The 21694-nt window shown below is 70.5% G+C and carries 22 protein-coding genes; 11 read left to right on the top strand and 11 right to left on the bottom strand.

The window, feature by feature from the left end:
• Nucleotides 1-121 precede the first annotated feature (121 nt).
• From AC3WXD_RS32065 to AC3WXD_RS32040, 6 genes are all read right to left on the bottom strand, one after another.
• On the bottom strand, nt 122-2284 hold the full coding sequence (locus AC3WXD_RS32065) for a TonB-dependent receptor (RefSeq protein ID WP_492325444.1): 2163 nt from the start codon (nt 2282-2284) through the stop codon (nt 122-124).
• A 195-nt stretch (nt 2285-2479) separates the two neighbouring features.
• A complete protein-coding gene (locus AC3WXD_RS32060; protein ID WP_492325443.1) occupies nt 2480-3007 on the bottom strand; it encodes a hypothetical protein in 528 nt (175 codons plus the stop codon).
• Complete coding sequence (zigA, locus tag AC3WXD_RS32055) at nt 2949-4298, bottom strand: zinc metallochaperone GTPase ZigA (protein WP_020206484.1); 1350 nt, start codon at nt 4296-4298, stop codon at nt 2949-2951. The genes AC3WXD_RS32060 and zigA overlap by 59 nt, the downstream gene beginning before the upstream one ends.
• 269 nt (nt 4299-4567) lie before the next feature.
• Nucleotides 4568-5254, bottom strand: a complete 687-nt coding sequence (gene dksA, locus AC3WXD_RS32050) for an RNA polymerase-binding protein DksA (protein WP_231401717.1) — start codon at nt 5252-5254, stop codon at nt 4568-4570.
• Between the two features lie 302 nt (nt 5255-5556).
• Entirely contained in the window at nt 5557-6633 is a 1077-nt protein-coding gene (locus AC3WXD_RS32045) for a CobW family GTP-binding protein (RefSeq protein WP_454730751.1), read from the bottom strand.
• A gap of 97 nt (nt 6634-6730) precedes the next feature.
• Nucleotides 6731-7207, bottom strand: a complete 477-nt coding sequence (locus AC3WXD_RS32040) for a Fur family transcriptional regulator (protein WP_196812952.1) — start codon at nt 7205-7207, stop codon at nt 6731-6733.
• A 295-nt stretch (nt 7208-7502) separates the two neighbouring features.
• Here AC3WXD_RS32040 and AC3WXD_RS32035 point away from each other — a divergent pair, with 295 nt between their 5' ends.
• The 7 genes from AC3WXD_RS32035 (at nt 7503) to AC3WXD_RS32005 (ending at nt 13673) form a co-directional block, all read left to right on the top strand.
• Nucleotides 7503-8402, top strand: coding sequence for an alpha/beta fold hydrolase (locus AC3WXD_RS32035; RefSeq protein ID WP_454730752.1), 900 nt, complete (start codon nt 7503-7505; stop codon nt 8400-8402).
• 306 nt (nt 8403-8708) lie between these two features.
• Nucleotides 8709-9695: a tripartite tricarboxylate transporter substrate-binding protein gene (locus AC3WXD_RS32030; RefSeq protein WP_059414814.1), complete on the top strand. Its 987-nt coding sequence runs from the start codon at nt 8709-8711 to the stop codon at nt 9693-9695.
• A 289-nt stretch (nt 9696-9984) separates the two neighbouring features.
• Nucleotides 9985-10521, top strand: coding sequence for an ATP-dependent protease subunit HslV (gene hslV / locus AC3WXD_RS32025; RefSeq protein ID WP_020205158.1), 537 nt, complete (start codon nt 9985-9987; stop codon nt 10519-10521).
• A 66-nt stretch (nt 10522-10587) separates the two neighbouring features.
• A complete protein-coding gene (gene hslU / locus AC3WXD_RS32020) occupies nt 10588-11919 on the top strand; it encodes an ATP-dependent protease ATPase subunit HslU (RefSeq protein WP_492325442.1) in 1332 nt (443 codons plus the stop codon).
• A 234-nt stretch (nt 11920-12153) separates the two neighbouring features.
• Nucleotides 12154-12732: a hypothetical protein gene (locus tag AC3WXD_RS32015; protein WP_492325441.1), complete on the top strand. Its 579-nt coding sequence runs from the start codon at nt 12154-12156 to the stop codon at nt 12730-12732.
• Nucleotides 12733-12846: 114 nt separating this feature from the next.
• Nucleotides 12847-13050 (top strand): CsbD family protein, encoded by a 204-nt coding sequence (locus AC3WXD_RS32010; RefSeq protein ID WP_020205155.1) that lies wholly within the window; start codon nt 12847-12849, stop codon nt 13048-13050.
• 257 nt (nt 13051-13307) lie between these two features.
• Entirely contained in the window at nt 13308-13673 is a 366-nt protein-coding gene (locus tag AC3WXD_RS32005; RefSeq protein ID WP_492325440.1) for a hypothetical protein, read from the top strand.
• A gap of 44 nt (nt 13674-13717) precedes the next feature.
• Here the strand turns inward: AC3WXD_RS32005 and AC3WXD_RS32000 are convergent, their stop codons facing one another.
• On the bottom strand, nt 13718-14338 hold the full coding sequence (locus AC3WXD_RS32000; protein ID WP_020205153.1) for a response regulator transcription factor: 621 nt from the start codon (nt 14336-14338) through the stop codon (nt 13718-13720).
• Nucleotides 14335-15786, bottom strand: a complete 1452-nt coding sequence (locus AC3WXD_RS31995) for an ATP-binding protein (RefSeq protein WP_020205152.1) — start codon at nt 15784-15786, stop codon at nt 14335-14337. Before AC3WXD_RS31995 ends, AC3WXD_RS32000 begins: the two co-directional genes overlap by 4 nt.
• A 180-nt stretch (nt 15787-15966) precedes the next feature.
• Between AC3WXD_RS31995 and AC3WXD_RS31990 the strand changes: the two genes are divergently transcribed.
• Nucleotides 15967-16452, top strand: a complete 486-nt coding sequence (locus AC3WXD_RS31990) for a copper chaperone PCu(A)C (protein ID WP_492325439.1) — start codon at nt 15967-15969, stop codon at nt 16450-16452.
• A 66-nt stretch (nt 16453-16518) separates the two neighbouring features.
• On the opposite strand, the gene AC3WXD_RS31985 is transcribed toward AC3WXD_RS31990, so the two are convergent.
• A complete protein-coding gene (locus AC3WXD_RS31985; protein WP_020205150.1) occupies nt 16519-17454 on the bottom strand; it encodes a LysR family transcriptional regulator in 936 nt (311 codons plus the stop codon).
• Nucleotides 17455-17536: 82 nt separating this feature from the next.
• Complete coding sequence (locus AC3WXD_RS31980) at nt 17537-17764, bottom strand: cysteine-rich CWC family protein (RefSeq protein ID WP_492325438.1); 228 nt, start codon at nt 17762-17764, stop codon at nt 17537-17539.
• Between the two features lie 367 nt (nt 17765-18131).
• On the opposite strand from AC3WXD_RS31980, the gene argB reads away from it, so the two are divergent.
• The 3 genes from argB to slmA are packed head-to-tail and all read left to right on the top strand — an operon-like array spanning nt 18132 to nt 20806.
• Nucleotides 18132-19061, top strand: coding sequence for an acetylglutamate kinase (gene argB / locus AC3WXD_RS31975; RefSeq protein ID WP_369796926.1), 930 nt, complete (start codon nt 18132-18134; stop codon nt 19059-19061).
• A 60-nt stretch (nt 19062-19121) separates the two neighbouring features.
• Entirely contained in the window at nt 19122-20114 is a 993-nt protein-coding gene (locus AC3WXD_RS31970) for a pyrimidine 5'-nucleotidase (protein ID WP_020205147.1), read from the top strand.
• Nucleotides 20111-20806 carry a nucleoid occlusion factor SlmA gene (gene slmA / locus AC3WXD_RS31965; protein WP_020205146.1) on the top strand — a complete coding sequence of 232 codons (696 nt, stop codon included), beginning with the start codon at nt 20111-20113 and terminating at the stop codon, nt 20804-20806. Before AC3WXD_RS31970 ends, slmA begins: the two co-directional genes overlap by 4 nt.
• A 10-nt stretch (nt 20807-20816) precedes the next feature.
• Here slmA and AC3WXD_RS31960 read toward each other — a convergent pair whose 3' ends face one another.
• The gene (locus AC3WXD_RS31960) at nt 20817-21689 is read right to left on the bottom strand and encodes a DUF817 domain-containing protein (RefSeq protein ID WP_492325437.1); all 873 of its coding nucleotides are present in this window, start codon (nt 21687-21689) and stop codon (nt 20817-20819) included.
• Nucleotides 21690-21694 lie beyond the last annotated feature (5 nt).

Raw genomic sequence — 21694 nt, 5'->3', positions numbered from 1 at the left:
GTCAAGGCGGGCCGACCCGCGGCGCGCGATGCACCGCGCCGAGGCGGGATGCACGGCGGGCGGGCGCGATGCTGGCGCCCGCCGCCGCGCTTTCACCACGGCAAGGCATGGGCGGCGGCGCTCAGAACGTGGTGCGCAGGCCGATCTTGACGTTGCGCCCGGCCAGCGGCGCGATGTCGCGCAGGATCGAGGTCGAGCTGCGGGCGTCCTGGTTGGTCAGGTTGTCGCCGCGCAGGTAGACCAGCGTCTGCGTGCCGGCCAGCTTGAACTTGTAGGTGATGGACAGGCCGAGCAGGGTGTAGCCGTCGGTGGGCGTGTCGTTGGCCGGCACGCGCGACTGGCGCGCGGCGTAGGTCACGTCGGCGCGCGCGCCCCACGGCCCGGCGCCGTACACCACCGCGCCGCCGAGGCGCAGCGGCGACAGGCGCGGCAGCGGCTCGCCGGTGGTGCGGTTCTGGCCGTGCACGTAGTCGGCGCGCGCTTCCAGGTCGAGCGTGTCGCTGCCGGTCAGCAGCTTCTGCGCCACGCGCGCGCGGCCCTCGGCCTCGAAGCCGTACAGCGTGGCGGCCACGCCCTGATACTGGAACTCGGGCAGCGCGCCGGCGGCGCCAGGCGCCACCACGTTGCCTTCTGCGTCGCGCGCGTTGCCGGTGGCCGACAGCGCCAGGTAGTTCGAGAAGCGGCTGTAGTAGCCCGACAGGCTGGCGCTGTGCGGGCCGGACTTGAAGCGCACGCCGAGATCGAGCGAGGTGGCGCGTTCCTTGGACGCATCCGGGTTGCCCTGTTCCCACGCGCCGGTGGCCACGTGGGGGCCGTTGGCGTAGAGCTCGTAGAAGGTCGGCGCGCGCTCGGTGTAGGCCAGGTTGGAGGTCAGCGACAAGGCCGGCGCGAGCTTGTAGAGCAGTCCGGCCGAGGCGCTGCCGGCATTGAAGCTGCGGCTGGCGTCCGAGAAGCGCTCGTTGCCGTCGGCGCGCGCCTTCAGGCTGGTGTGGTCCATGCGCGCGCCGAGGTTGAGCTTGAGGTCGCCGCTGGCGGTCAGCGGCATTTCCTCGAAGATGAACAGCGCGGCGTTGTCGGTGTCGGTGCTCGGCACGAAGGCTTCCTCGCCCAGCGCCGAGAAGCGCGTCGAGCCGAACTGGGTGCCGATCACGCCGGTCATGTTGCCGATGCGCGCGTGCTTCGCCTCGAAGCGCGCGTCCCAGCCGTGGTTCTTGAAGACGGTGCCGGTCTGGCCGGACTCGATTTCCTTGTGCTCGTAGTCGGTGTAGCTGAACTTGCCCTTGACCGATTCGATGAAGCCGCCGGTGCGCCCGGCCAGGTTGCGCGCCTCGCCTTCGAGCGCGAAGCGCTGCTGGCGCATCTGCAGGCGCACGTCGTCCTCGGCCGGGGTGCCGTATTCGTTGTGGTACTCGCTGTAGTTGGCGCCGACGAAGCCGTCGGCCCAGGTGTAGGCGCCGCCCAGCGAGCCGCCCTGCTGCTGCGCGCTGCTGTTGGGCAGGCGGCCGTAGGCCTCGGATTCGCCTTCGGGCAGCGGCTGGCTGTTGCGCAGGCTGGCGCTGCGCGCGTAGCCGGGAATGCGCAGGTTGCTGGTCTTGCGCACGAAGCCGTCGGCATGCACGGCGAACTGCCCGTTGCCGGCCTCGACCAGGCCGCTGGCGCCGCGCGCGGTGTCGCCGCCGGCGGTGGCGCTGGCGTCCACCGCGCCGCCCACGCCGTGGATCGGCTCCTTGGGGATGCGATTGTCGATCACGTTGACCACGCCGCCGATGGCGTTGCCGCCGTACATCAGCGCGGCCGGCCCGCGCACCACCTCGATGCGCTCGGCCACCAGCGGGTCGACCGGCACCGCGTGGTCGTTGGAGAGGGGGGAGGCGTCGATGGTGCTGCCGCCGTTCTGCAGCACCTTGATGCGGTCGCCGTCGAGGCCGCGGATGATCGGGCGGCTGGCGTTGGGGCCGAAGTAGCTGGACGACACGCCGGGCAGCCGGTCGAGCGTTTCGCCCAGCGTGCTGGCCTGGCGCACCGCGAGGGCGTCGCCGCCGAGGCTGGACACCGGCGCGACCAGGTCGGTGAGCTCGCTGCCGAGCGGGTTGGCGGTGACGACCACCTCGCGCAGCGTGGCGGCCGGTGCGGCCGATGCCGCCGGGGCGGGGGCCGCAGCGGAAGCCGCGGGCGCGCCCTGCGCGAAGGCGCCGGCGGGGGCGGAGGCGATCAGGGCGGCGATGGCGGCCAGCGGGGTGCGGCGCAGCAGGGATTCGGGTTGGAAGCGGTAAGACAAGGACATGGCTCGCGTTGCTTTTTTATCTGCGGTCGGGCGCGCGGCGCCGGCGGCCGTGCACGCGCGCCGCGCCGCCGGGCGCGTACAGGCCAGTGCGGGCATGTACGGGCGCGGGGCGGCTCGGCAAGCGGCGTGGCAGGCTGCGTGTGTGGCGCGGTGCGTCAGGAAGCGGGCGGCGGCACGGCGGCCGCGGCCCGGATGTCAGGCGAGGGCAGAGGCGGTGGGCGGGGCGCGCGGGTGGAAGGGCCGGGCCGGAGGCAGGTCAGGCTTGCGCCAGCCCTTGGCGGGCGGCAGCGGGGACTGGAGATGGGTCAGCGCCGGCAGGGCCGGCGTGCCGCAATGGCTGGCGGCCCCGGTGGCGCCGTCGAACAGGACGCAGAAGTGTCCCGCCGCGCCGGCGGACAGCGGGACGGCGGGTTCGGGCTGGAGGTCGGCGTCGTCCATGTCCGTGTCCGCGGCCAGTTCGGCGGCGGCCAGGGCGGAGCCGGCGGCGTCATTGATGGCGTCGGCGGATGCCTGCGCCGGCAGGTACGGCATCGCGCCGTGGTGGACGCGGTGGGTCAGCCCGGCGTGCTGGGCCAGCAGCAGGCACAGCGCGAGCCATAGCGCCGGCCACAGGCCGAGGCCGCGCGCGCGGCGGCGCTGCAGGCGCCGCCAGGGCGGGACCGGCCTAGCGGGCATGCCCGCCGTGACCATCGTCGCCGTCGTGGCCATCGTCGTCGTCGCCATGATCGTGCGCGTGGCCATGATGGTGGCCGTGGTCGCCGCAGCCGCAGTCGTCGCCGTGCACGTGGTCGTCGTCGAGTCCGTCTTCCCAGGACGGGAACGGGTCGGGATAACTCGCCCAGGCCGCCGGGCCGGCCGCCATTTCGGCGTCGGTCAGCAGGCAGGCATCGAGCAGCGCCTCGAGCGCGGGGCGGTCGAGGTCCTGGCCGATCAGCACCAGTTCCTGGCGGCGGTCGCCGAACGGGGCGGGCTGGCCGTCCACGGTCATGTCGGCCTCGATCCCGGCGCGGCTGTCGTCGTCGTCGGGCCATTCGGACGCATCCAGCGCGGCCCACCAGGCGCCGGCGCCGCCGTGGCGGCACACGCCGCCGGCCTGGCCCCAGGTGCCGGCCGTGTCCATGCGCGTGGCCAGCCAGAAGAAGCCCTTGGAGCGCAGCACGCTGCCGTGCTCGCGCAGCCATTCGGTGTGGATCAGATCGGCGAAGCGCTGCGGGTGGAACGGGCGGCGGCGCCGGTAGACGAAGCTGCCGATGCCGTAGGCCTCGCTCTCCGGCACGTGCTCGCCGCGCAGCTCGGCCAGCCAGCCGGGCGCCGCGGCGGCGGCGTCGAAGTCGAAGCGGCCGGTGTCGAGCACGCTGTCCAGCGGCACCTTGCCGAAGCTGGCCGGCACGATGGCCGCGCGCGGGTTGAGCGAGCGCAGGATGCCGGTCAGGCGCGCGCGCTCGGCGTCGCCGACGAGGTCGAGCTTGTTGAGCACGATCACGTCGCAGAACTCGACCTGCTCGATCAGCAGGTCGACCACGGTGCGGTCGTCGTCCTCGTCGCGCGCCTGGCCGCGGTCCTGGAGGAAATCGGCTTCGTTGAAGTCCTGCAGGAAGTGCGCGGCGTCGACCACCGTCACCAGGGTGTCGAGGCGCGCCAGGCTGTCCAGCGCCACGCCCTGCTCGTCGGCGAAGGTGAAGGTCTCGGCCACCGGCAGCGGCTCGGCCACGCCGGTCGATTCCACCAGCAGGTAGTCGAAGCGGCCTTCGCGCGCGAGCTTGGCCACCTCGACCAGCAGGTCCTCGCGCAGCGTGCAGCAGATGCAGCCGTTGGACAGCTCCACCAGGCGCTCGCCGCTCTGCGCCACCATGCCGTCGGCAACCAGGCGGGCATCGATGTTCACGTCCGCGAGGTCGTTGACGATCACGGCCACGCGCCTGCCTTCGCGGTTGGCGAGGATGTGGTTCAGCAGGGTGGTCTTGCCGGCACCGAGGAATCCGGACAGCACGGTGACGGGCAGGCGATCGGCCATGACGGGAAGGCGCGCCCGGCGAGGTGCGCGCATGTTATTGCAACAAAGTTGCGACTGTATCAGAAAGCGGGTGTTTCGGGGCCGCCGCGGCCGATATTGCGCCCGGCCATGCCGGGGCGGCGGGCGGCAGTTCTCCCGCCGTGCCTAATGATAGGCCGGTGACGTGACACCGCAAAGACGTGCCGGACAGGGCACCGGCGCGGCGGCGCGCGGCCAAGCAAAACGGCCCGGGGAACCGGGCCGTCTGGGAGCGCGCCGGCGGGTCCGGCTCAGTCGCCGAACAGCTTCTGGCGCAATTCGCGGCGCTGCTGGGCTTCCAGCGAGAGCGTGGCGGTGGGGCGCGCCAGCAGGCGCGGCACGCCGATCGGCTCGCCGGTTTCCTCGCACCAGCCGTAGTCGCCGGACTCGATGCGGGCCAGCGACTGCTCCACCTTCTTGAGCAGCTTGCGTTCGCGGTCGCGCGTGCGCAGCTCCAGGGCGTGCTCTTCCTCGATGGTGGCGCGGTCGGCCGGATCGGGCACGATCACCGTTTCGCGCAGGTGCTCGGTGGTCTGATCGGCGTTCTTCAGGATGTCGTCGCGCAGCTGCTCAAGGCGATTCTTGAAAAAGGCCAGTTGCGCCTCGTTCATGTAATCCTTGTCGCCCATCTTCAGGATTTCAGCTTCAGTCAGAAGTTTATTGCTGCTCATGGTTGCTGCTGATTCTCTTGTTGATGCGACCGGCGGCGTCTTGGTCCGCTCGGGTGCAGTGTCCTGCCGCTTGCGCGGCGTGGACGTTTCGCTCTGGCTGGCTGCAGTCTTGCTGCTTTGCGTGCCCCCCTTGGCCTCGCCCGCACCGGCGTGCACCGTACTGCCGCGGGGAGCGGGCGCAGCCTTGGTGGGCCGCGCCTTCAGCGTCTCGGCCGCAGCGCTACCGTTCTTGCTGCGGCTTTCTTTCGTTTTCGTTGCGGCTACCATGGGACACCTCTTTTCTCGCGTCGGTCGATATCGGCGCGGAACCTGTGCCCCAAGCGGAGGGCGGTCTCCGCACGAAGCACTGCGACCGCACCTGCCGGCAGCCCGCCTCATGCTGACGACGACCGCCGCCCTGCATTGCGCGGGCGCCGCCGCCGAGGCTGCGTAACCCGCACTAAATCCAGACTATTGTACTTGAACAAAAATTTTGGAGATATGGGGGAAAAGCGGGGAGTTTTCCCTGAGTTCCCGACCCCCTTGCCGGCGGGGGCGGGCGGGGCGGGCGGAGGGCGCCCGCCGCGGGGTCAGGCCAGGCAGGTCGCCAGGCCCTTCAGGATGGCGTCCTTGGGCAGGTCGACGCCGATGAAGACCATCTTGGTGCCGGGGGTCTCGTCGCCCCACTTGGCGCCGATGTCGCTGCCCATGAGCTGGTGCACGCCCTGGAACACCACCTTGCGGTCGACCGCGTCCATGTACAGCACGCCCTTGTAGCGCAGCAGGTTCTCGCCGTAGACCGACAGGATGCCGGACAGGAATTCCTCCAGCTTGGCGTAGTTGAACGGCCGCTCGCTGCGGAACACGAACGAGCCGATGCGGTCGGTGTGGTGATGATGGTGGTGGTGATCGTGGCCGTGATGATGGTCGTGGTGGTCGTGGCCGCAGTCGTCGCCGCAGTGCTCGCCGTGCGCGTGGCCGTGGTCGTGATCGTGTTCCTCGGCCTCGGCGCGCAGGAAATCGGGGTCGATCTCGAGCTTTTCGTTCAGGTTGAAGCCGCGCAGGTCGAAGATGGTCTCGATCGGCGCCTCGCCGAAATGCGCCGTGCGCACCGGCGCGCGCGGGTTCATGTGCAGCAGGCGGTGGCGCAGCTCGGCCACGTCGGCTTCGTCCACCAGGTCCGCCTTGGTGATGAAGATGGCGTCGGCGAAGCCCACCTGGCGCTGCGCCTCCTCCTGCTTGTCGAGCTGCAGGTTGGCGTGCTTGGCGTCCACCAGCGTGATCACGGCGTCGAGCAGGTAGCGCGAGGCGATCTCGTCGTCCATGAAGAAGGTCTGCGCCACCGGGCCGGGGTTGGCCACGCCGGTGGTCTCGATCACCACGCGGTCGAAGCCGATCTCGCCGGCGTCGCGCTGCGTCATCAACTGCGACAGCGCGGCCACGAGGTCGCCGCGGATGGTGCAGCAGATGCAGCCGTTGCTCATCTGCACGATCTGCTCGCGGCCATCCTGGACCAGGATCTCGTTGTCGATGTTTTCCTCGCCGAACTCGTTCTCGATCACGGCGATCTTCATGCCGTGCTGCTCGTTCAGGATGCGCTTGAGCAAGGTGGTCTTGCCGCTGCCGAGGAAGCCGGTCAGGATGGTGACCGGGGTCAGTTTGGACATTGTTGTTTCTCCGGGAAGGGAATACCGCAGGCCTGCCGTGCGCGGGGCCGGTGTGTTTGGGGTGATGCCGGCGGCATGTGCCGGGCGGCGCGGGCGTTCATTGGCCGCGCCCGGTCGTGTGCGCGCCGCATTCGGCGCAGACGCCGTTGACGGTGAGTTCCACGTGCTCCACGGCGAAGCCGCTCGGCACCTTGGGCGCGGCCTGGGCCGGCACGCTGGCGCCGTCCAGGCAGAAGGTGCGGTCGCAGCGGCTGCAATGGAAATGGCTGTGCTGGCGGTGCGCCTGCGCGCGCGCGGCCTCGTGCTCGACCAGGCTGAAGCGGAACACGCGGTCGTGGCCGGCGCGTTTTTGCGCCAGGCCCTGCTCGACCAGCCAGTCCAGCACGCGGTAGACGGTCACGCGGTCCACTGCCTCGCCGTCGGCCGGCATGCGGTCGATCACCGCCTGGTGGGTCAGCGCCTCGCTGCTCTCCATCAGGCAGGCCAGGATGCCCAGGCGCGGCTGGGTGACGCGGGCGCCCAGCTCGCGCAGGCGCTCGTGGGCGGCGTCCAGGGTGGCCGCCGCCGGCGTCATGCCGGCGGCCGGCGCGGCCAGGTTGGGGGTGGGGCTGCTGCTCATGGGCCGATTTAACCATAGCGCCGGTACTGATGCAATTCAGTTGCGTCAACTGCGCTTGGGCGGATGGCCCGGGGCGGGTCTTCCGGCCGCTTTCCGGTTGCGCGCCGCTTGTGCCCCGCATGTGCTCCGCACGTGCTCCGCTTGTGCCCCGGTTGCGTCTATCATCGGCAACGGCAGGGCACGCGGCGCCAGAATGGCGCGCCCTGCCGCATTGCCGCGTATTGGCCGCCGGTCCCCAGGAGACGTCCCGATGCAGAACGATGCCAGTGCCCTGCTGTTTCCCAATTTCGAGCCGTTCCGCCTGCAACTGGGCGAGGTCTCCATCGCCGGCGTGCGGGGCGGCTCCGGGCCGCCGCTGCTGCTGTTGCACGGCCATCCGCAGAGCCACCTGATCTGGCACAAGGTGGCGCCCGCGCTGGCCGACCGCTTCACCGTCATCGCCACCGACCTGCGCGGCTACGGCGGCAGCGACGCGCCCCCGGGCAGCGCCGGCCACGAGAACTACAGCAAGCGCGCGATGGCGCAGGACCAGGTGGAGGTGATGGCGCGCCTGGGCTTCGGCAGCTTCGCGCTGTGCGCGCACGACCGCGGCGCGCGCGTGGCCCACCGCCTGTGCATGGACCACCCCGGGCGCGTCACGCGCGCCATGCTGCTCGACATCGCGCCCACGCTGGCGATGTACGAGCGCACCAGCATGGCCTTTGCCGCCGCCTACTGGCACTGGTTCTTCCTGATCCAGCCCGCGCCGTTTCCCGAGACGCTCATCAATGCCGAGCCCGAGTTCTACCTGCACAAGCTGATGGGGCTGCGCCACGGCGGCCCCAGTCCGTTCGCGCCCGACGCGATGGCCGCCTACGTCGCCGCCATGCGCGACCCGGCCCACGTGCACGCCATGTGCGAGGACTACCGCGCGGCGGCCACCATCGACCTGGAGCACGACCGCGCCGACCGCGCCGACGGCCGCCGCATCGAGTGTCCGCTGCGCGTGCTGTGGGGCGAGCACGGCGTGGTGGCGCGCTGCTTCGAACCGCTCTCGCTGTGGCAGGAAGTGGCCGCCGACGTCAGCGGCCAGGCGCTGCCGTGCGGGCACTACATCCCGGAGGAAGCGCCGGCGCTGCTGCAGCAGGACATGCTCGATTTCTTCCGCTGATTGTCCGGGCCGGCCCCGGCGCGACCAGGGTGGGCCGGAAACCGACTTTTAAGCGGCGATGGAAATGTCTTCGCGGGTTTTTCCGGATATTTGGCATTTTTCGGCATTGATAGCATTGCGCTCCGGTTGCGCGGCCCTTGCCGCGGGCCGGTGCGCCGTGCCCGTGTCATGGTCGGCGCCGCCGTCGGGATCGCTCGGATCGGGACGGCGGCGCGGGAACGGCCGCGCTCCGTCCGCGAGGACGGGCGCGCCGCTCCGGCCGGGACGGCGCCAAACGGGGAATGAGGCGGGTATCCAGGAGATAGCATGAAACGAGTTGCACAATTTGTCGCAGCCGCGCTGGCGGTGGGCGTGATGGGCACGCAGGCGGGCGCGCAGGCGCAGGAATTCCCGGGCAGCAAGCCGGTCTCGGCCGTGGTGCCGTTCGCGGCGGGCGGCCCGACCGACAAGGTCGCGCGCGAGCTGGTGATGATCATGTCCAAGCACCTGGGCACCACGATGGTGATCGAGAACCTCGGCGGCGCCGGCGGCACCATCGGCGCCAAGAAGGTCGCCCAGTCCAAGAACGACGGCTACACCATCCTGATCCACCACATCGGCATGTCGACGGCGCCGGCGCTGTACCGCAACCTCGGCTTCGATCCGCTCAAGGACTTCGAGACCGTGGGCGAGATCGCCGACGTGCCGATGGTGATGGTCGGCAACAAGAACCTGCCGCCGAACAACTTCAAGGACCTGCTGCCGTACATCAAGGCCAACGCCGCCAAGCTGTCGCTGGCCAACGCCGGCATCGGCTCGGCCTCGCACCTGTGCGGACTGCTGTTCCAGAGCGCGATCCAGACCGAGCTGACCACGGTGCCCTACAAGGGCACGGCGCCGGCGCTGACCGACATCCTGGGCGGGCAGGTCAACCTGATGTGCGACCAGACCACCAATATCGCCGGCCAGCTCAAGGCCGGTTCGCTCAAGCCCTACGCCGCCATGCAGAGCCGCCGCGTGGAAGCGTTCAAGGACATCCCGACCGCGGCCGAGCAGGGCCTGCCCGGCGTGGAAGTGAAGATCTGGCACGCCATGTACGCGCCCAAGGGCACGCCCAAGCCGGTGGTGGACAAGCTGTCCGCCGCGCTGCAGAAGGCCGTGACCGACCCCAACTTCCGCGCCAAGATGGCCGAGCTGGGCGCCGAGGCGGTGCCGGCCCAGCGCGCCACGCCGGATTCGCTCAAGACCTTCCTGACCGCCGAAATCGGCAAGTGGACGCCGGTCATCAAGAAGGCCGGGGTGTACGCCGACTGAGCCTCCGGCCAGCCGGAATGAAGAAAAGGCCACGCGCGACGCGTGGCCTTTTTGCTTTTGCGCCGCTTCTGCACCGCTCTTGCGCCGTTCCCGCGCGGCCGGCCGGCATCCCGCCGGGTCTGCCGGGCTGGCCCGTTGGCGGCCCGGCCTGTCCGCTGCGCCGCGCGGCGCTCGTCTATATTGGTCTGGTGCCGCCGTCCGGCAGCCGGTCGGGGCGTCGCCGCCGCGGCCCTTGAATTCGTTGCTACCGTCGCCAAGTAGCCCCCAGACATATTCTCGCGAAGGCATCATGGAACAGTATCACGGCACTACCATCGTCAGCGTGCGGCGCGGCAACCAGGTTGCGCTCGGCGGTGACGGTCAGGTCACTCTCGGCAATGTCGTCATGAAGGGTACGGCGCGCAAGGTGCGCCGCATCTATAACGGCAAGGTCCTGGTCGGCTTCGCCGGCAGCACGGCCGACGCGTTCTCGCTGCTCGACCGCTTCGAGGCCAAGCTCGAGAAATACCAGGGCAACCTGACCCGCGCCGCCGTCGACCTCGCCAAGGACTGGCGCTCGGACCGCGCGCTGCGCCGGCTCGAAGCCATGCTCATCACGGCGGACCGCGACACCACGCTGGTCATCACCGGCAACGGCGACGTGCTCGACCCCGAAGGCGGCATCGCCGCGATCGGCTCGGGTGGCGTCTACGCCCAGTCGGCGGCCAAGGCCCTGGTGGAGAACACCGACCTCGGGCCCAGGGACATCGTGGAAAAGTCGCTCGGCATCGCCGGCGAGCTCTGCATCTACACCAACACCAACTTCGTCATCGAGACGCTGGAATAAGCGTCGGCCGGCCCCCGCGCCGCCGCCGGCGCGAGGCCTGCGCGTCTCCTTTCTTGAACGGATACCATGCCGCATACCATGACCCCGTCGGAAATCGTTTCCGAACTCGACAAGCACATCATCGGCCAGAACAAGGCCAAGAAGGCGGTGGCCGTCGCGCTGCGCAACCGCTGGCGCCGCCAGCAGGTGGAAGAGCCCCTGCGCCAGGAAATCACCCCGAAGAACATCCTCATGATCGGGCCGACCGGCGTCGGCAAGACCGAGATCGCGCGCCGCCTGGCCAAGCTGGCCGACGCGCCCTTCATCAAGATCGAGGCGACCAAGTTCACGGAAGTGGGCTACGTCGGCCGCGACGTGGACACCATCGTGCGCGATCTCGCCGAGATGGCGGTCAAGCAGGCGCGCGAGTCCGAGATGAAGAAGGTGCGCACCAAGGCCGAGGAAGCCGCCGAGGACCGCCTGCTCGACGTGCTGCTGCCGCCGCCGCGCGACATCGGCTTCAACCAGCCCGAGGAAAAGGATTCCAACACCCGCCAGGTGTTCCGCAAGAAGCTGCGCGAAGGCCAGCTCGACGACAAGGAAATCGAGCTCGAGGTCTCCGCCGGCACGCCCAGCATGGACATCATGGGCCCGCCGGGCATGGAAGACATGACCGAGCAGATCCGCACCATGTTCGCGGGCCTGGGCCAGGGCAAGAAGGCGCGCCGCAAGATGAAGGTGGCCGAAGCGTTCAAGCTGCTGATCGACGAGGAAGCCGCCAAGCTGCTCAACGACGAGGAGCTCAAGCACAAGGCGGTGGCCAACGTGGAGCAGAACGGCATCGTGTTCCTGGACGAGATCGACAAGATCGCCAGCCGCAGCGAAGTGGGCGGCGGAGAAGTGTCGCGCCAGGGCGTGCAGCGCGACCTGCTGCCGCTGGTCGAGGGCACCACGGTGAACACCAAGTACGGCATGATCAAGACCGATCACATCCTGTTCATCGCCTCTGGCGCGTTCCACCTGTCCAAGCCGAGCGACCTGATCCCGGAACTGCAGGGCCGCTTCCCGATCCGCGTCGAGCTGGAGTCGCTGTCGGTGTCCGACTTCGAAGCCATCCTGACGCAGACCGACGCCAGCCTGACCAAGCAGTACCAGGCGCTGCTCGGCACCGAGCAGGTCCAGCTCGTGTTCGCGCCGGACGGCATCCGCCGCCTCGCGGAGATCGCGTTCTCGGTCAACGAGAAGGTCGAGAACATCGGCGCGCGCCGCCTGTACACGGTGATGGAGCGGCTGCTGGAGGACCTGTCCTTCCACGCCGCCAGGTCGTCGGGCGAGACCGTCACCATCGACGCCGCCTATGTCGATGAGCGGCTCGGCGACCTCGCCGGCAACGAGGACCTGTCGCGCTACGTGCTGTAAGCCGCCGCCCCGGCAGCCAGCCCCGATCGCCCCGCGTGGACACGCTCCACGCGGGGCGATCCGCATTTGGGGCCTGCCTATGCCAACTGTGGGAATCGTCTGACGCGGCTTTCGGAGCCGCACGCCTGCTTGCGCGCGGGCTTGCTGCGTAACCTGTTCATACGGTGTGGGCCAGAGCGGACCGCAGGCCGGAGCCGCCATCCACGCCATGCCGTCACTGAAAAGGAGCATGACATGATGAAGAAATGGCTGATTGCCACAGCATGTTCGATGATGATCGCCGCCCCCGCCGGTCATGCGCTGGCCCAGGGCGCGCCGGGATCCAGGGCGGACTATGACGCCGCCGTGAAGACGGCCAACGCCGGCTACAAGGCCGCGCGGGCCCGCTGCGACAGCCTCAAGGACAACGCCCGGGACGTGTGCGTGAAGGAGGCCAGGCGCGACCAGGACGTGGCCAAGGCCAACGCCGAAGCCACCCGCGACGGCACCGCGAAGGCCCGCGCCAAGGCCGAGAAGGTCAAGGCCGACGCCGACTACGACGTCGCCAGGGAAAAGTGCGACGACCGCAAGGGCAACGACAAGGACGTGTGCGTGAAGGAAGCCAAGGCCGCCCACGAGCAGGCGCTCGGCGCGGCCAAGGTCGACAAGGCCGCCGCCACCGGCACCAGCACCGACGTGGCCGAGGCGCGCCGCGACGCCAGGAAGGACACCGTCGACGCCAGCTACAAGGCCGACAAGGAAAAGTGCGACGCGCTGTCCGGCGACGCCAAGGACAAGTGCCAGGCCAACGTGCAGGCCAGGTACGCCAAGTAACCTGAAACCAACGCTGAAACCGGCGCCGAAACCAGCACCGAAACCAGCAGCAACCGGGCCGGCCAGCCGCGCCGCGGCGCCCCCGTCCACCGCAATCGCGACCAAGGAGCAACCATGAACTGGGATCAGATCGAAGGCAAGTGGGATCAGGCCAAGGGCAAGATCAAGGAGAAGTGGGGCCAGCTCACCGACGACGACCTCACGCAGATCCAGGGCAAGCGCGACCAGCTTGCCGGCCGCATCCAGGAACGGTACGGCTATACCAAGGAACGTGTCGAGGATGAAATGAAAGCGTGGGAGCGTGACACGCGCTGGTAAGGACCGTAAGCATTGGTAAGCGCGCTGGCAAGCGCTGCCGTGCGATGACAAAGTGGCGGCCGGCTCTCCCCCCTGGGGAGCCGGCTTGCCGCTCTCACCAGCCATCCGCGCCGCGCTCCGGCCGGCGGGAACTTGACGGTGTAGCGGCGCAGGTCATCTCCACGGCCCCGCGGCGGGTCGTTCCACGGAGGCTGCCGGCCATGCCGCCGGCGGCCTTCATGACAACAACCGCAAACCGATCAGGCAGGAGGACCGAAATGAAACGCGAGCTGCTGTCCTATTTCGCCGTGCTGGGCGGCATGGCCGCCGCCACCCTGTTCCTGTGCGCGCGCCCCGATGTCGCGCCGCATGCGGCGCTGGCCACGCCCGCCGCGATCCGCGCCGCCGCCGACACACACACCGGCACGCGCACCGACACGCACACTGAAACACGCACTGAAACGCGCACCGAGACACAAGCCGGCACGCGCGCCGCCGCCGTGCCGCCCGCCGCCGAACTGGCGGTCGAGGCCGGCGACCTCGGCTCGCGCGCCGACCGCCATGCCAGCGACGCGCTGCGCGTGGCGCAGCAGCCGGTGCGGGAAGACGATCTCGACTGGGACTACGTCCAGCTGCGGCTCTGACGATGCCGCGCGCGGCCCGCGCGCCGCGCTAGTGCATCAGCGCGCTAGCGCGAGACCGGCCGCTTGCCCAGCTTGCGCTGCAGCGTGCGCCGGTGCATGTTGAGCGCGCGCGCGGTGGCCGAGATATTGCCGTCGTGCTCGGCCAGCACGCGCTGGATGTGTTCCCACTCCAGGCGCGCCACCGACAGCGGCACCGGCTCTTCCATCGCGGCTTCGGCCGCGTCTTCCGATACCCCCGCCATCAGCGCGGTCAGGATCGAATCCACATTGGCCGGCTTGGCCAGGTACTCGTCGGCGCCATGCTTGACCGCCGCCACCGCGGTGGCGATGCTGGCGTAGCCGGTCAGCACCAGGATGCGCGCGTCCGGCAGGGCCGCGCGCAGCGGCCCGACCAGGTGCAGGCCGGATTCCGCCGGCGCGGTGCTGCCGGCCTCGGGCGGCGCGCTCAGGTGCAGGTCCAGCGTGATGTAGGCGAACGGCGTCTGCGCGGCCAGCGCGAGCGCCTGCGCGCCGGTATGCGCGATCTGCACCGCGTAGCCGCGGCGCGTGAGCGCGCGCGCCAGCGCGCCGGCGAACACGGCATCGTCGTCGATGACCAGGAAGGGGCCGGCATCGCCGGTGCCGGGCTGCTGCGTGGCGGCGGGGTCGTGGGAGGCGTCGGTCATGGCTGGCTCGTTGTCGTGGGTGCGGCCGTGGATGGGGCCGCGGGTGAGGCAATCGGTTGGGCTTCGGGCGGCGCGGCGGCAGGCTCGGGCAGGTGCAGCTCGGCCACGGTGCCGCCTTCGTGGTGGTCGTGCCAGGCCAGCCATCCGCCCATCTGCAGCGCGGCGCTCTGCGCCAGGTAGGCGCCGATGCCCTGGCCGCCGTGCATGCTGCTCATGGGCGCCTCGCCGAGCCGCGCGCGCTGCGCCGGCGGGATGCCGAGGCCGCGGTCGGTGACGCGGAAGGTCAGCGTGGGCTGGCCCTCCTGCTTGTCGAGCACGATGGCCAGGCGCAGCGGCACCTGCGCGTGGCCGGCGGCGAGCTGGCTGCGCGCGGCGTTGTCGAGCAGGATGGTCAGGATCTGGCCCACGCGCGCGGCCTCCACCGGCAGCGCGGCGGCCTCGCCGATGGCGCTGGCTTCCAGGCGCGCATGCGGGTGGCGCAACTGCCAGCGCTCGACGAAGCCGTCCAGCCAGGCGTCCACGCGCTGCGGCGCGGCGGTCTGGTGGTCGTCGCGCAGGCGCGCCAGGATCGACTTGCACAGGTCGAGCTGCTGCTCCACGGTCTGCAGGTCGGGCAGGTAGGCGTTGACCGGGGTGGCGCCCAGGCGCGCGTCGGCGGCATCGGCGCGCAGCTCGCCCGCGATCACCGCGAGCGTGGCCAGCGGCGTGCCGATCTCGTGCGCCACGGCGGCGGCCTGGTCATTGAGCGCCTCGATGCGCGCGTCGCGCAGCAACTGCTCGCGCGCGAGGTTGAGCTCGGCGTCGCGCTGGCGCAGCACGTTGGACAGGCGCGCCACGAACACCGCGATCATGGTGGCGCTGACGACGAAGTTCAGCCACATGCCGGCGAGGTGGTAGGTGATGGCGTTGTCCGGGTTGTGCAGGTTCAGCGGCACGTACTCGATCAGCATCACGCTGTAGCAGGCCATTGCGTAGAAGGCCAGCACCACCACGAGGCGCCACGGCAGCACCGCCCCGGCGATGGCCAGGCCGGGCAGGTAGAACGAGACGAACGGGTTGGTCGCGCCGCCGGTGAAGAACAGCGCGGCCGACAGCGCGGTCAGGTCGACCAGCAGCTGGCCCATCAGCTCGGCGTCGCTGGGCCGCGCGCCGCGCCCGCGCTGGTGGCGCAGGCGCAGCCCGGTCAGCAGGTTGAACAGCGTCTGCAGCGTGAGGATGGCCAGCAGCGGGCTGTAGGGCAGGATCACGCCGGCCACCGCCTCGCACGACACCAGCAGCAGCGCCTGCCCGCCGAGCAGCGCCCAGCGCAGCCAGAACAGGCGGCGCAGGCTCACCAGGTTGTGGCGCAGCGGGCCGGTGCGGGCGGAGGTCGCCGCGGCGGCAGCGGCAGCGGCGGACGCGGCGGCGGGAGAGGCCGGGCCGGGCGGCACGGCGGAGGAGGTATCCATGCCGCGAGTTTAACAATGGCGCGGCGCGGGCCCGCATTATGCGACACCGTGCCGCATTGGCCACCCCGCGGCGCGCTGCCAGACTGGTTCGTTGACCGCCGGCGCCGGCCACGCCGCCCGCGCCGGCATGGTCTAATGGCGCCTTTGCGACGCAAGTGAAGTTCAGTGGAGAAGATTCCCATGCAAGCCAGATTCCTCGCCGCCCTGCCCGCCGCCGCTGCCGTGCTGGCCGCGCTCTGTTCGGGCACGGCCTTCGCGCAGGTCGACGTCAGCAACGCCTGGGCCCGCGGCACCGTGCCGGCGCAGACCGCGACCGGCGTGTTCATGACCCTGCACGCGCACGAGACGGCCAAACTGGTCGGCGTGAGCACGCCCGCCGCGGCCACCGCCGAGGTCCATGAAATGAAGATGGACGGCAACGTCATGCGCATGCGCGCGGTCGGCGCGCTGGACCTGCCGCGCATGCAGGACGTGGAGCTCAAGCCGGGCGGCTACCACGTGATGCTGATGGGCCTCAAGGCGCCGCTCAAGAAGGGCGACACCGTGCCGCTGACGCTCAGGATCGAGCAGGGCGGCAAGGTGATCGAGGAGAAGGTGGACGCCGAGGTGCGCGACCTCGGGGCCGGCGCGCCCGCGGCCGGCGCGCACGGCGACCACAAGCACTGAAATTGAAGTCCCGGCTCCGGCCGGCGGTTGCGCGCTCCGGCGGTCCGGTCAGCGGTCCGGCGCGGCTCAGCGGCGCAGGCTGATCGCGTCGCCGGGCTCGTCGCCGGCCGCCACCGCCTTGACGCGCTCGCGCAGCCAGGTCTGGCCCGGGTCGGCGTCGGTGCGGTCGTGCCAGATCAGGCTGAAGGTGAAGCCCGGCAGCGCGAAGGGCGGCTCGAACACCGCGAAGCGCGCGTCGTCCTCGAACGCGGCCAGGCTGCGGCGCGCCGTGGTCAGGACCAGGTTGGTGCCGGCGATCAGCGCCGGCGCCACGCTCCAGTGGGGCAGCACGCAGGCGATCTTGCGCCGCCCGCCGGCCTTGGCCACCGCGGCGTCGATGGCGTCCACGCGCTCGCCGTGGGCCGACACCAGCACGTGCGAGCGGGCCAGGTAAGCCACCTGGTCCAGCTTGCCCTGGCCGCGCACCGTGGCCGCATCCACCATGCAGGCATAGGCTTCCTCGAACAGCGGCGCGCCGCGCATGCCTTCGGGCGGCGCCTCGAACACGCCCAGCGCGAGGTCGATCTCGCCGTCCGCCACCTTGGCCACCATGCCTTCGCGGCTGGCCTGCGAGACCACCAGGTCGATACCCGGCGCGGCTTTGCGCACCGCGCGCAGCAGGCCGGGCAGCAGCGCCATCGCGCCGTAGTCGGACATGGCCAGGCGGAAGCTGCGGCGCGCCGTGGCGGGCTGGAAGCCCGTCGGCCCGAGCAGGATGCGCACCTGCGCCAGCGCCTCGGCCAGCGGCCCGGCCAGCTCGTGGGCGCGCGGGCTCGGCACCAGCCCGCCCTGGCCGCGCACCAGCAGCGGGTCGTCCAGCAACTGGCGCAGGCGGCCCAGCGCGTGGCTGACGGCCGGCTGGCTCAGGTGCAGGCGCAGCGCCGCGCGCGAGATATGTCGTTCGGCCAGCAGCGCTTCCAGCACCACCAGCAGGTTCAGGTCGATTGCACGTAGATCATTCATGGGGCGAATAGTAGCCGCATGAATGGGAAATGGAAATTCGTTGCGCAATATTTTGCGCGGGGCGCCGCGGCAGGCCCGCCGCTCAGGTGGCGCCGGGTGCCGCTTCGGCGGCCGCGCGGCGCCTGGCCAGGCAAGCCGGGCACAGACAGTGCCGGCCCGGCACGATCAGCCGCGCCGGCAGCAGCGGCTGGCTGGCGCACCAGCACTGCGGCAGGCCGGCCGCGTAGCCGCACACGAAGCCGGCGCCGCAGGCGCTGCAATGCTCGACCGGGCGCAGCTGGCCGGTCAGCACGGTGGCCGGGTCGCTCACGGCGCGGCGCCGGGCTTGCCGGCATTGTCTGCGGTGCCCGGGCGGCGCCTGTCGGTGCGCAGGGCACCGGGTTTGTCAGGGTGCAGGCTCTTTGTCATGCCGCTGTTCTAATGTGTAGCGAGACTTGTGCGCGACCGGCGGGCAGATCGCCGGCTGGACTGTTGCGTGGAGGGGACGTCATGGTGCGCCGCAGGACGCATGTGCCGGCCTTGTGCCCCCGCTGCGCCACGGTCCGCTCGCGTGCGCTCCGGTTTCTTGTAAAATCGGCGCCTGCCGCGGCCGGAGGTGGCTTGTCAGGGGCACGATGCCCATGACGCGCCTGCCTGCCGCCGGCCAGAACCGCCATGATACCTGTTGAATCTCACGGATGTCCCTTGCCATGAACGCCGACAACCCCGGGCCTGCCGCAACTGCGGTGGCCGCCATCGCCCCCGCCCTCAAGGCCGAAATCCTTGCCGAGGCGCTGCCCTATATCCGCAAGTTTCACGGCAAGACCATCGTGGTCAAGTACGGCGGCAATGCCATGACCGAGGAAAAGCTCAAGCACGGCTTCGCGCGCGACGTGATCCTGCTCAAGCTGGTCGGCATGAACCCGGTGGTGGTCCACGGCGGCGGCCCGCAGATCGACGAGGCGCTGAAGAAGGTCGGCAAGGTCGGCACCTTCATCCAGGGCATGCGCGTGACCGATGAAGAAACGATGGAAGTGGTCGAGTGGGTGCTCGGCGGCGAGGTCCAGCAGGACATCGTCATGCTGATCAACCAGTACGGCGGCCAGGCCGTGGGCCTGACCGGCAAGGACGGCGGCCTGATCCGCGCCAAGCGCCTGAAGATGCCGGACCGCGAGAACCCGGGCGCCTTCATCGACATCGGCTACGTGGGCGACATCGAGGCCATCAACCCGGCCGTGGTCAAGGCGCTGCAGGACGACGCCTTCATCCCGGTGATCTCGCCGATCGGCTTCTCCGACGACGGCCAGGCCTACAACATCAACGCCGACGTGGTCGCCGGCAAGATGGCCGAGATCCTCAAGGCCGAAAAGCTGGTCATGATGACCAACATCCCGGGCGTGATGGACAAGGCCGGCAACCTGCTGACCGACCTGTCGGCGCGCGAGATCGAGGAGCTGTTCGCCGACGGCACCATCTCCGGCGGCATGCTGCCCAAGATCTCGTCGGCGCTGGACGCGGCCAAGAGCGGCGTCAACTCGGTGCACATCGTCGATGGCCGCATCGAACACTCGCTGCTGCTCGAAATCCTGACTGAACAGGCGTTCGGCACCATGATCCGCTCGCACTGAGCGGCGTCCGCCGGCCGCGCGCGCCGCGCGCTGCCGGTCCTGCCTTCCTTCCCTTCCCGCGTGCCGACACCAACCCAGACCCCGCGCCCCAGCCTGCGCGGTGCGCGCCGCCGCCGCCCCGCCGGCGACAATTCCGGCCGCACCGTCTGGCTGTTCGATCTCGACAACACGCTGCACGACGCCTCGCACGCGATCTTCCCGGCCATCAACCGGTTGATGACGGCGTACGTGGCGCGCGTGATCGGCTGCGACGAGGCCACCGCCAGCGAGGTGCGGGTGAAGTACTGGCAGCGCTACGGCGCCACGCTGCTCGGCATGATCCGCCACCACGGCGTGGACCCGGCCGACTTCCTGCGCGCCGCGCACGATTTTCCCGAGCTGGCGCAGATGGTGCGCGTGCAGCGCGGGCTGGCCGCGCACCTGATGCGCCTGCCGGGCCGCAAGATCCTCGTCACCAACGCGCCCGCGCAGTACGCGCGCGCGGTGCTGCGCGTGGCCGGCATCGCGCACTGCTTCGAGCGCGTGGTGGCGGTCGAGGACATGTGGGTGCACGGCCATCTGCGGCCCAAGCCCGACCGCCGCATGCTGCGCCGGCTGCTGGCCCAGCACGGCGTGGCGCCGCACCGCGCGGTGCTGGTGGAAGACACGCTGTCCCACCTCAAGCGCTACGCCGGCACCGGCATCCGCACCGCCTGGGTGACGGGCTATCTGCGCACGCTGGCGCCGTCGCGCCCGCACGCGGTGCCGCTGCCGGCCGATGCCGCGGTGGCCGGCGTGAGCGGCGACGCCGTGCTGCGCAGCACGCTCGATGCCGAAGACCGCCAGCGCGCCGGCCACGCCGCGCAGGAGCGCTCGGTGACGCTGGTGGCGGCCGAGACGCAGGACCCGCCGGCCGCGGCCGCGCAGGGCGCGGCGGGCGGCACCGCGCCCCAGGCGCTGCCCGCTTCGGCGCCGCGGGTGCGCGCGCGCATCGTAAATCGTCCCGGCTATGTGGACGTAAAAGTACAATCCATGCATCAACTCAAACAAAGAATGCGGGGAATCGGGTCATGATGCAGAGCAATGGGCGCCCCTCGGGCGCCGCTTCAGGCAGCAATGCCGGCACCACCGCGGGCACCACCGCGGCCGCCGGCGCGCCGGCCGCGGGCGCCGACGGGGCGCCGGTGCGCAAGCGGCCGCGCCCCGGCGAGCGGCGCGTGCAGATCCTGCAGACGCTGGCCGGCATGCTGGAAGTGCCGCGCGGGGAGAAGATCACCACCGCCGCGCTGGCCGCCAAGCTGAGCGTGTCGGAGGCGGCGCTGTACCGCCATTTCGCCAGCAAGGCGCAGATGTTCGAAGGCCTGATCGGCTTCATCGAGCAGACCGTGTTCGGCCTCATCAACCAGATCACCACGCAGGAAGAGAACGGCCTGCGCCAGGCGCACGCCATCGTGCGCATGCTGCTGTCGTTCGCCGAGAAGAACCCCGGCATGACGCGCGTGCTGACCGGCGAGGCGCTGGTCGGCGAGCACGACCGCCTGCAGGAGCGCATCAACCAGCTGGTGGACCGCATCGAGGCCTCGCTGCGGCAGTGCCTGAAGGTCGCCATCAGCCAGGGCGCCTTCCCGGCCGACGCCGACGTGCCGGTGCGCGCCGCGCTGATCGTGGCGGCGGTGCAGGGCCAGTGGCACCGCTACGCCAAGAGCGGCTTCCGCAAGCTGCCCAGCGAGAACGCCGACGCGCAACTGCGCGTGCTGCTGGGCTGAGCCGCCGCGATCAGCGCGGTACGTGGATGCTGGCCTTGATGTGCTTGAGGTTGGCCACGATGGTGAAGGTCATCACGATCAGCAGCGACCACGAGCTCCACTTGCCCACGTGCACCGCCGACCACGCGCCGAGCTGGTCGGGATAGCGCCATACCGAGAAGAAGGTGCTGATGTTCTCGGCGATCCAGACGAACAGCCCGATCAGCACGAAGGCCAGCAGCAGCGGCATGCCGCGCTCGCGGTCGAGCGGGCGGAAGCGCACCGTGGCGCGCGCGTAGAGGCCGCAGATGCCGCAGGCCAGGTACCAGCGGTAGTCGCCGATATAGTGGTGCGTGAAAAAGTTGGCATACACCAGCACCGCCATCGCGGCCGCCATCCAGTGCGGCGGATGGTGCCGCACGCTGACGCCGAGGATGCGCCAGGCCTGGATGATGTAGCTGCCCACCGCCGCGTACATGAACCCCGCGAACAGCGGCACGCCAAGCACCTTGGTGTAGGCGAAGTCGGGATAGCTCCACGACTGGATGCCGCCGGAAGTCTTGAACGCCTCCAGCGCGAAGCCCACCACGTGGAACAGGCTGATGGCCTTGAGCTCGTCCACGGTTTCCAGCCGCGCCCACACCATCGCCGCCTGGATGGCGAGCGCCGCGGCCAGCAGCAGGTCGTAGCGCGGGATGCCCAGCCAGCCGCCGCGCGGCACCGCGAACACCGCCAGGAAGAACAGCCCGGCGAACAGGCAGGCGCGCGCTTCCTTGATGCCGAAGGCGAGCAATTCGCACAGCGCGCGCCGCGTGCCCGCCAGCGCCAGCGCCGGGCGCGGCGCGGTCAGGAAGCGGTCGATGCGGTTGGTGGCGGCCAGGGCCGCGCCGGTGGCCGGTCTCATGCGGG

The organism is Cupriavidus sp. FW216-B1 (assembly GCF_058789195.1).
The sequence above is the reverse complement of the archived record's forward strand: the minus strand, read 5'-3'. Positions and strand labels throughout refer to the sequence as shown.

Coding starts and splice junctions, on each gene's coding strand:
- AC3WXD_RS32065 (WP_492325444.1), bottom strand. CDS start 2,284: ATGTCCTTGTCTTACCGCTTCCAACCCGAATCCCTGCTGCGCCGCACC.
- AC3WXD_RS32060 (WP_492325443.1), bottom strand. CDS start 3,007: ATGGCGACGACGACGATGGCCACGACGGCGACGATGGTCACGGCGGGC.
- zigA (WP_020206484.1), bottom strand. CDS start 4,298: ATGGCCGATCGCCTGCCCGTCACCGTGCTGTCCGGATTCCTCGGTGCC.
- dksA (WP_231401717.1), bottom strand. CDS start 5,254: ATGGTAGCCGCAACGAAAACGAAAGAAAGCCGCAGCAAGAACGGTAGC.
- AC3WXD_RS32045 (WP_454730751.1), bottom strand. CDS start 6,633: ATGTCCAAACTGACCCCGGTCACCATCCTGACCGGCTTCCTCGGCAGC.
- AC3WXD_RS32040 (WP_196812952.1), bottom strand. CDS start 7,207: ATGACGCCGGCGGCGGCCACCCTGGACGCCGCCCACGAGCGCCTGCGC.
- AC3WXD_RS32035 (WP_454730752.1), top strand. CDS start 7,503: ATGCAGAACGATGCCAGTGCCCTGCTGTTTCCCAATTTCGAGCCGTTC.
- AC3WXD_RS32030 (WP_059414814.1), top strand. CDS start 8,709: ATGAAACGAGTTGCACAATTTGTCGCAGCCGCGCTGGCGGTGGGCGTG.
- hslV (WP_020205158.1), top strand. CDS start 9,985: ATGGAACAGTATCACGGCACTACCATCGTCAGCGTGCGGCGCGGCAAC.
- hslU (WP_492325442.1), top strand. CDS start 10,588: ATGCCGCATACCATGACCCCGTCGGAAATCGTTTCCGAACTCGACAAG.
- AC3WXD_RS32015 (WP_492325441.1), top strand. CDS start 12,154: ATGATGAAGAAATGGCTGATTGCCACAGCATGTTCGATGATGATCGCC.
- AC3WXD_RS32010 (WP_020205155.1), top strand. CDS start 12,847: ATGAACTGGGATCAGATCGAAGGCAAGTGGGATCAGGCCAAGGGCAAG.
- AC3WXD_RS32005 (WP_492325440.1), top strand. CDS start 13,308: ATGAAACGCGAGCTGCTGTCCTATTTCGCCGTGCTGGGCGGCATGGCC.
- AC3WXD_RS32000 (WP_020205153.1), bottom strand. CDS start 14,338: ATGACCGACGCCTCCCACGACCCCGCCGCCACGCAGCAGCCCGGCACC.
- AC3WXD_RS31995 (WP_020205152.1), bottom strand. CDS start 15,786: ATGGATACCTCCTCCGCCGTGCCGCCCGGCCCGGCCTCTCCCGCCGCC.
- AC3WXD_RS31990 (WP_492325439.1), top strand. CDS start 15,967: ATGCAAGCCAGATTCCTCGCCGCCCTGCCCGCCGCCGCTGCCGTGCTG.
- AC3WXD_RS31985 (WP_020205150.1), bottom strand. CDS start 17,454: ATGAATGATCTACGTGCAATCGACCTGAACCTGCTGGTGGTGCTGGAA.
- argB (WP_369796926.1), top strand. CDS start 18,132: ATGTCCCTTGCCATGAACGCCGACAACCCCGGGCCTGCCGCAACTGCG.
- slmA (WP_020205146.1), top strand. CDS start 20,111: ATGATGCAGAGCAATGGGCGCCCCTCGGGCGCCGCTTCAGGCAGCAAT.
- AC3WXD_RS31960 (WP_492325437.1), bottom strand. CDS start 21,689: ATGAGACCGGCCACCGGCGCGGCCCTGGCCGCCACCAACCGCATCGAC.